Origin of the sequence: Streptomyces sp. KL116D, assembly GCF_030766975.1 — a bacterium.
GTDB lineage: Bacteria > Actinomycetota > Actinomycetes > Streptomycetales > Streptomycetaceae > Streptomyces > Streptomyces longispororuber_A.
The window spans coordinates 138,464-146,810 of record NZ_JASERH010000087.1; the positions used below are offsets into that span (position 1 = coordinate 138,464).

6 protein-coding genes and 1 pseudogene are annotated in these 8,347 nt (G+C 72.0%); 6 read left to right on the plus strand and 1 reads right to left on the minus strand.

The window, feature by feature from the left end; genetic code table 11:
- Positions 1 to 13 precede the first annotated feature (13 nt).
- Positions 14 to 637, plus strand: coding sequence for a nicotinate-nucleotide--dimethylbenzimidazole phosphoribosyltransferase (locus RBJ77_RS35695; protein WP_372348783.1), 624 nt, complete (start codon positions 14 to 16; stop codon positions 635 to 637).
- Positions 638 to 652: 15 nt separating this feature from the next.
- A pseudogene (locus tag RBJ77_RS35700) lies at positions 653 to 2,437 on the plus strand (phosphatidylglycerol lysyltransferase domain-containing protein); the annotation flags it as partial.
- 608 nt (positions 2,438 to 3,045) lie between these two features.
- On the opposite strand, the gene RBJ77_RS35705 reads toward RBJ77_RS35700, so the two are convergent.
- Positions 3,046 to 3,804: a hypothetical protein gene (locus RBJ77_RS35705; protein ID WP_372348775.1), complete on the minus strand. Its 759-nt coding sequence runs from the start codon at positions 3,802 to 3,804 to the stop codon at positions 3,046 to 3,048.
- A 67-nt stretch (positions 3,805 to 3,871) separates the two neighbouring features.
- Between RBJ77_RS35705 and RBJ77_RS35710 the strand changes: the two genes are divergently transcribed.
- The 4 genes from RBJ77_RS35710 to RBJ77_RS35725 all read left to right on the plus strand — a co-directional run.
- Entirely contained in the window at positions 3,872 to 4,639 is a 768-nt protein-coding gene (locus tag RBJ77_RS35710; protein ID WP_372348776.1) for an adenosylcobinamide-GDP ribazoletransferase, read from the plus strand.
- Positions 4,640 to 4,772: 133 nt separating this feature from the next.
- Entirely contained in the window at positions 4,773 to 6,305 is a 1,533-nt protein-coding gene (locus tag RBJ77_RS35715) for a leucyl aminopeptidase (protein WP_372348777.1), read from the plus strand.
- 304 nt (positions 6,306 to 6,609) lie between these two features.
- On the plus strand, positions 6,610 to 7,998 hold the full coding sequence (lpdA, locus tag RBJ77_RS35720; RefSeq protein WP_255981673.1) for a dihydrolipoyl dehydrogenase: 1,389 nt from the start codon (positions 6,610 to 6,612) through the stop codon (positions 7,996 to 7,998).
- 100 nt (positions 7,999 to 8,098) lie between these two features.
- On the plus strand, positions 8,099 to 8,347 hold a 249-nt coding region (locus tag RBJ77_RS35725), incomplete at its 3' end, for a biotin/lipoyl-containing protein (RefSeq protein ID WP_372348778.1).

Here is an 8,347-nt window from a genome sequence, read left to right on the forward strand (position 1 = left end):
CGGCGACCTCAGCGTGGGCGGCACCACGGCCGCGGCGACGATCATCGCCGCGCTGTGCGGCACCGAGCGCGTCCGTGGTGACCGGCCGTGGCGGCGACCCCATCGACGACCTCGCGTGGATGCGCAAGTGCGCGGCGATCCGCGACGGTCTGCGCCGGGCCCGCCCGGTCCTCGGCGACCAGTTGCAGTGCTGGCGACGGTGGGCGGCGCCGATCTCGCGGCGGCGACCGGGTTCCTGCTGCAGAGCGCGGTGCGCCGTACGCCGGTGATCCTGGACGGCGTCGTGTCGGCGGCCTGCGCGCTGGTCGGCCAGCGGGTCGCGTTCCGGGCGCCGGACTGGTGGCTGGCCGCGCACACCAGCGGTGAGCCCGGCCAGGCGAAGGCGCTGGACCGGATGGCCGCGGACCCGCTGCTCGACCAGGGCGTGCGCCTCGGCGGCGGCACGGGCGGGCTGCTGGCCCTGCCGTTGGTGCAGGCCGCTGCGCGCTGGCCGCGGAGTTGCCCGTGTCGTCCGACTGAGGGCACGTCGCAGCCGTCGGAAGCCGCGGTCGCATCTGCTCGGTGCGTGAGCAGACGCGACCGCGGCTGCTCCGTGGCTGAGCGCGCAGTTCCCCGCGCCCTTTCGGGAGCGCCGTAGCCAGGAACCCCCCAAATGCCCCCATATGCTCCCAGGTCATGGGAGATACTGCGGACCAGTACACCGACCTCACGACGCGCCGCAGGGATTCACCGTCTGGTATCTCCGGGTCGTCACCTTCCTCAATCTGCGTTGAGCGCCGTCTGGGTCTCCTTCGGGCAGGACCTGCGCCGCCACAACGAGAGAACGTACTTCACCCCCTACCTCCTCGCGGCGGGTTTCTCCTCCGCCGTCGTGGCCTGGTTCCTGGCGGTCACGATGCGGCGCCGCAAGCGCGCGGCGTGGATCCTCAACCTCGTCCTGAGCGGGCTGTTCTTCCTGCTGTTCGCCTTCGTGATGGGCTCTTCCCGAGGTACGGCAGTACGCGCAGAACTGGATCTCGCTGGTGCTGACCGCCGCGTTCGTCGTCGCGCTGCTCCTCGGGCGCCGCGAGTTCTACGCGGAGGGCGACCGCTCGAACGCGAAGCTGGCGGCGCTCGTCGCGGTCGGCGGCCTGCTGGTCACCTCGCTCTTCGCGACGTTCCTCGTCACGGTCACCAACCACGCGCACGACGAGCACCGTTCGACGTTCCTGGAGCGCCGGCGGTACGCCGGTGCACCCTCGCGGCTGATCTCGGTCGCGTCGAACGACGCATGCACTTTACCACTCGGCATCACGACGCCGAACTCGTGAACGTCGTCATCAACGTCCTGTCCACGGCACCGCTCATCTGCCATCGTCTACGCCGCGTCTCCGCTCGCGCAGGGCCGTCGATCCGCTCGCGGCGCGACGACGAGGCGAAGCTGCGCGCCCTGCTCGACAAGGACGGCGAGCGCGACTCGCTCGGCTACTTCGCGCTGCGCCGCGAGAAGTCCGCCGATGTGGTCGCCGACGGGCAAGGCCGCGGTGACGTACCGCGATCGGCGGGCGTCGCTCGCCTCCGGTGACCCGATCGGCGACCCGGAGGCCTGGCCGGCGCGCGATCGAGCCGTGGCTCGCCGAGGCGGGTGCACGGCTGGATCCCGCCGTGATGGGCGCAGAGCGAGGAGGCGCCGGCACGGTCTGGCCGCCCGGCACGGCCTCGACGCGCTCGAACTCTGGCGACGAAGCTGCATCGTGTGGAGACGGACGAGTTCACGCTCGAAGGGCGGGCGATGCGCACCGTCGGCGGCTGCGCGTGCAACCGCGTCCAGCGCGCGGGCCGCTCGGTCCGCATCCGGCGCCACGAGGACATTCCCGCCGACGAGAGACGTGCCTCCGCGGAAGCGGGCCGACGACTGGCGCGACGGGGCGACCAGCGCGCGGCTTCTCGATGGCGCTCGGCCGCTCGGCGACCCGGCGGACGGCCGGTGTGTGATGCTCTCGAATGCACCGACGGGGAGGGCGAGTTGAAGGCAGTGCTGTCTTCGTCCCGTGCCGAACGGCCTCTCGCTGGATCTGATGCGCCGTGACCGCGACTCCGAGAACGGCCTGATGGAGTTCATGGTCATCGCACTCCTGCAGCTGCGCACCGGAGATCGGGATCGACACAGGTCTCTGCTCAACTTCGCGATGTTCCGGTCCGATCTTCGATCAGTGGCTCGCGACTCGGCGCGTGGCCGGTGCTGCGCCTGTGGCGCTCGCTGCTCAGCTTCTTCTCCCGGTGGTGGCAGATCGAATCGCTGTACCGGGCCAGCGCCAGAGCACCTGGCCCATCTGCGCCCCGCTTCCTGCTCTTCGAGAAGAGCGCCGCTGCGATCGCGGATCGGCGTCGCGCCGGCCCGCGCCGAGGGCTTCCTCGAAGTGCCGGACTGCCGAGGTGGCTGCGCCGCGGACGCCTGGAGCGTTCAGTGAGGGAAGCGGCCGCAGGAGAGCGGGGCCCGCTGTTCAGCCGCGGTGCGGGACGTCACCGCCGCGGCCCGCGGCGATCCCGCATGACGATCGCGCGGTCTGTCTGACGGCCGCGTTCCAGTACGTCCAGAATCCAGCCCGTTGGGGCTATCAGTCGTCAGGATCGTCAGCTCGGTGCGGGCCGACGACCCGCGGTGGCAGGCCCTCCTGCGCACCCGCTCTCCCTCTCGTGCCGGCCCTCGACCTGCCCGTGTGGGGTGCGCTCGCCCAGATCCTGCTGGTGTTCGGCATCGCGAGCTCTGTCTGGGCTGGTGGCACACGCTCGTGACCGCGTACGTCGCCACGCTCGCGGGCACCCTCTACGCGCGCAGTCGGCATCGCCATCGGCCCGGACGGTCCGTTCGGGCTGCCCGCCTCGGACGCGCAGGTACTGCTCGACACCGCCCGTCGGCGGCGGCTCGTCGGCTCGCGGTGTACCTGCTGCTGGCGCTGCGAAGCCGGTTCACCGGCGCGCGTCGTCGTCTCGCCATGGTCGTCGAGTGCGCGGTCAAGCCGAACCTCGCGGGCAAGGAGCACCTCGCCGCGATCGGCGCGGTGCTCATGGTGTGCGTCGTGCGCTCGACGGCTCGCGGAAGCCTCCGACCAGATCCTGGAAACGGCGGCTGACCCGGTTCCAGCGGCGGTCGTGCCGGAAGGCCCGCAGCGTCGCCCGGGCCCTGGCGCGGGGGCGCCGCCGGTACCGGCGGCGGGCCCAGAGCGAGGTGGGGCGGGCCAGCCGGACCGCCCCGACCCAGGCGACGACCGGCACCAGGACCCCGACGAGCGCCAGCCGCGGCTTGCCCTTCAGCAGCGTCACGACGACGAACAGGAAGTTCAGGACCAGCGTCGTGATGAGGGTGCCGCGGTCGTGCTGCTCCTCCTGCGTCATGTCGTTCACGCCCAGCGGGGAGAAGCCGCAGACCACCAGGCCGCCCAGCGCCGCCGCCAGCACCACCACCTCGACGCTCTGCCGCCCCTGCTCGCTCCAGTACACGTCGTCCAGGTGCAGCACCAGCGCGAACTCGTCGAGCACCAGGCCCGCCCCGACGCCGAAGACGACGGCGCACACGCACGCGGTGATGCCGTGCCGGCCGCTGCCGACCGCGCCGAACCCGCCCGCGACCATCAGCACGACGCCCGGCACCACGTGGTGGATGTGCGTGCCGCCCGGCGAGATGTCGCGGAACGGGCCGCGGCCGGCCCGGATCAGCCGGGTCACGGTCCTGGTGAGCAGGAAGGTCGCGACGAACGACAGCAGCGCGAGCAGCAGCGGCAGCTTGCCCGGCTCGGTGATGTTCCGGTACCACCAGTCGCCCATGGGTCCATCGTGCGGGCGGGGAGCGGGCGCCGCCCGTCGGCACGGCCACGCCGGGTAGCCTCCCCCGGTGTCCGCAACGAACCCCCGCGCCTCCCTGCCCGACGGCCTGCGCTTCGCCTTCGGCACCCTCACCGTGCTGCCCGTCACCGTCACCCGCTGGGACCGGGCGGCCGCCCGCGGCGGCATGCTCTGCGCGCCGCTGGCCGGTCTGGTCGTCGGTCTCTGCGCCGCCGCGCTCGGCGGGGCGCTGACGCTGCTCGGCGCGGGCGCGTCGCTCGCGGCGGTCGCCTCGGTCGCGGTGCCGGCCGCGCTCACCCGGGGCCTGCACCTGGACGGGCTCGCGGACGTCGCGGACGGGCTGGGCAGCGGGAAACCGGCGGCGGACGCGCTGCGGATCATGAAGCAGTCGGACATCGGCCCGTTCGGCGTCGTGGTGCTGGTCCTCGCGCTGCTCGCGCAGGTGGCGGTGCTGGCCCAGCTGTACGGGGAGTCGTGGGCGCACGGCGCCGTCGCGGCGGCGGTGTGCGCGGTGACGGCCCGGCTCGCGCTGACGTTCGCGTCCCGGGCCGGGGTGCCCGCCGCCCGTCCCGAGGGGCTCGGCGCGGCGGTCGCCGGGACCGTGTCGGTGCGGGCCGCGCTGCTCGCCGGGGTGGCGGTCGTCGCGGTGACCGCGGCCGTCTCGGTGCCGGGGGCGGTCGCCGTCGTGGTGGGCTGCGGGGTGGCCGAACTGCTGCTGCGCCGGTGCGTGGCACGGTTCGGCGGGGTGACCGGGGACGTGTTCGGGGCGGTGGCCGAAGTGGCGGGCACGGCGGCGCTGGTGGTGCTGGCCCTCTGACGACGCCGACCGGGCCCGGGCCCGGTCGGGGCACGGATCGAGCCATCGGCGTAGGCTCGGCCCCGGCGGGCCAACTACCCCACGGCCCCGGCAACGAAGCCAGCCTCACCGATGAAAGAGGGACCTCACCACCGTGACTGCTCTGACTCTCAGCACCGCCGCGGCCACCGGCCTGCGCGCCGACGCCATCGTCGTCGGTGTCGCCAAGGGCTCCGCCACCAAGACCGGGGGTCTGGTCGTCGCGCCCGGCGCCGAGGCCGTGGACAAGGCGTTCGACGGAAAGCTCGCCGCCGTCCTGGAGACCCTCGGCGCCAGTGGCGGCGAGGGTGAGGTGACCAAGCTCCCCGCGCCCTCCGGCTGCAAGGCGCCGGTCGTGCTGGCGGTCGGTCTGGGTGCCGAGCCCGAGAAGGACGAGGTCTTCGAGGCCGAGGCGCTGCGCCGCGCGGCCGGTGTGGCCGCCCGCGCGCTCGCCGGGTCGAAGAAGGCCGCGTTCGCGCTGCCCGTCGAGGACGCCGAGGACGCCGGTGCGATCGCCGAGGGCGCGCTGCTCGGCGCGTACTCCTTCGACGCCTACAAGGAGTCCGCGCAGGACCCGAAGAAGGCCAAGGCGCCGCTCGCCGAGGTCGCGATCCTCGGCGGCAAGCCGCGCGACAAGGCGTACAAGGCCGAGGTCGAGCGCGTCCTGGCGCTGACCGAGGAGCTCAACCGCGCCCGCGACCTGGTCAACACCCCGCCGAACGACCTGAACCCGGAGGCCTTCGCCACCGTCGCGCAGGTCGCGGCGAAGGAGCACGGCATCAAGGTGCAGGTGCTCGACGAGAAGGCGCTGGAGAAGGGCGGCTACGGCGGCATCCTCGGCGTCGGCGCCGGTTCCGCATCGGGCCCGCGCCTGGTGAAGCTCTCGTACAAGAACTCCAAGGCGAAGAAGCACCTGGCCTTCGTCGGCAAGGGCATCACGTACGACTCGGGCGGCATCTCCCTGAAGCCGGCCGGTCACAACGAGACGATGAAGTGCGACATGGCCGGCGCCGCCGCCGTGTTCGCCGCCGTCGTCACCGCCGCGCGCCTGGGCCTCGAGGTGAACGTCACCGGCTGGCTGGCGCTCGCCGAGAACATGCCGTCCGGCTCGGCCACCCGCCCGGGCGACGTGCTGCGCATGTACTCCGGCAAGACCGTCGAGGTGCTGAACACGGACGCCGAGGGCCGTCTGGTGCTGGCCGACGCGATCGCCAAGGCCTCGGAGGAGACCCCGGACGCGATCGTCGACGTGGCGACGCTGACCGGCGCGATGATGCTGGCGCTCGGCAACCGCACGTTCGGCATCATGGCGAACGACGACGCCTTCCGTACGTCGATCCACGAGGTCGCCGAGGAGGTCGGCGAGCCGTCCTGGCCGATGCCGCTCCCGGCCGACCTGCGCAAGGGCATGGACTCGTCGACCGCCGACATCGCCAACATGGGCGAGCGGATGGGCGGCGGCCTGGTCGCCGGTCTGTTCCTGAAGGAGTTCGTCGGCGAGGGCATCACGTGGGCCCACCTCGACATCGCCGGCCCGGCCTTCAACGAGGCCGGCCCGTTCGGGTACACGCCGAAGGGCGGCACGGGTTCCGCCGTCCGCACGCTGGTCCGCCTCGCGGAGCGGACGGCCGCGGGCGACCTCGGCTGACCCGTCCCTGACGTCGGCTCCCACGTCGGCTCCCACGTCGTCGAACAGCCCCGGGTGCACCGCACCCGGGGCTGTTCGCTTTCGACGAAATCCGCAGGGTTCGCACCACTTGGCACACCTGTTTCCGGTGTAACCACCGTCTCAGACCCCGGCCCGACGTCCCGCATGCCTTCGACAAGTGCGAGGATGGGGGACGGCAGGACAGGGCCCCCACCACAGGGCCGAAGCAAAAAAGCGGCCGGACACCAGCCGCCGCCCGGTCACTGGAGACCGGCGTACGGCGCACATGCATGGAGGACGTGACGTGGCGAACGACGCCAGCACCGTTTTCGACCTAGTGATCCTCGGCGGTGGCAGTGGCGGTTACGCCGCGGCCCTGCGCGGAGCGCAGCTGGGCCTGGACGTCGCCCTGATCGAGAAGAACAAGCTCGGCGGCACCTGCCTGCACAACGGCTGCATTCCGACGAAGGCCCTGCTGCACGCCGGCGAGATCGCCGACCAGGCGCGCGAGGCCGACCAGTTCGGTGTCAAGGCCACCTTCGAGGGCATCGACATCAACGCCGTCCACAAGTACAAGGACGACGTGATCTCCGGCCTGTACAAGGGCCTGCAGGGGCTCGTCGCCTCCCGCAAGGTGACGTACATCGAGGGTGAGGGCCGGCTGTCCTCCCCGACGTCCGTGGACGTCAACGGCCAGCGCGTCCAGGGCCGCCACGTCCTCCTCGCGACCGGCTCCGTGCCGAAGTCGCTGCCGGGTCTGGAGATCGACGGCAACCGCATCATCTCCTCGGACCACGCGCTGACGCTGGACCGTGTCCCGCAGTCCGCGATCATCCTGGGCGGCGGCGTCATCGGCGTCGAGTTCGCCTCCGCGTGGAAGTCCTTCGGCACCGACGTCACCGTCATCGAGGGCCTCAAGCACCTCGTCCCGGTCGAGGACGAGAACAGCTCCAAGCTTCTTGAGCGCGCGTTCCGCAAGCGCGGCATCAAGTTCAACCTCGGCACGTTCTTCGAGAAGGCCGAGTACACGCAGGACGGCGTCCGCGTGACCCTCGCCGACGGCAAGACCTTCGACGCCGAGGTGCTCCTCGTCGCCATCGGCCGTGGCCCCGTCTCGGCCGGTCTCGGCTACGAGGAGCAGGGCGTCGCGATGGACCGCGGCTACGTCCTGGTCGACGAGTACATGCAGACCAACGTGCCGACCATCTCGGCCGTCGGTGACCTGGTCCCGACGCTCCAGCTCGCGCACGTCGGCTTCGCCGAGGGCATCCTGGTGGCGGAGCGGCTGGCCGGTCTGAACCCGGTGCCCGTCGACTACGACGGCGTGCCGCGCGTGACCTACTGCCACCCGGAGGTCGCCTCCGTCGGCATCACCGAGGCCAAGGCCAAGGAGATCTACGGTGCGGACAAGGTCGTCGCTCTGAAGTACAACCTGGCGGGCAACGGCAAGTCCAAGATCCTGAAGACCGCGGGCGAGATCAAGCTCGTCCAGGTCAAGGACGGTGCCGTGGTCGGCGTCCACATGGTCGGCGACCGGATGGGCGAGCAGGTCGGCGAGGCCCAGCTGATCTACAACTGGGAAGCGCTGCCCGCCGAGGTCGCCCAGCTCATCCACGCCCACCCGACGCAGAACGAGGCGCTCGGCGAGGCCCACCTGGCCCTCGCGGGCAAGCCGCTGCACTCGCACGACTGACCCTCGCTGCCGCCTGTCGCACCTGGGCGCGACGACCGACCACCACAGACTTCCGCACTGCGCGCCGCGCATTGCACATTCGTAAGGAGCAACAGAAACCATGGCGGTTTCCGTATCCCTTCCGGCGCTCGGTGAGAGCGTCACCGAGGGCACTGTCACCCGCTGGCTGAAGGCCGAGGGCGAGCGCGTCGAGGTCGACGAGCCGCTGCTCGAGGTGTCGACCGACAAGGTCGACACCGAGATCCCCTCGCCCGCCGCCGGCATCCTGGCCTCCATCAAGGTCGCCGAGGACGAGACGGTGGAGGTCGGCGCCGAGCTGGCCGTCATCGACGACGGCACCGGTGCGCCC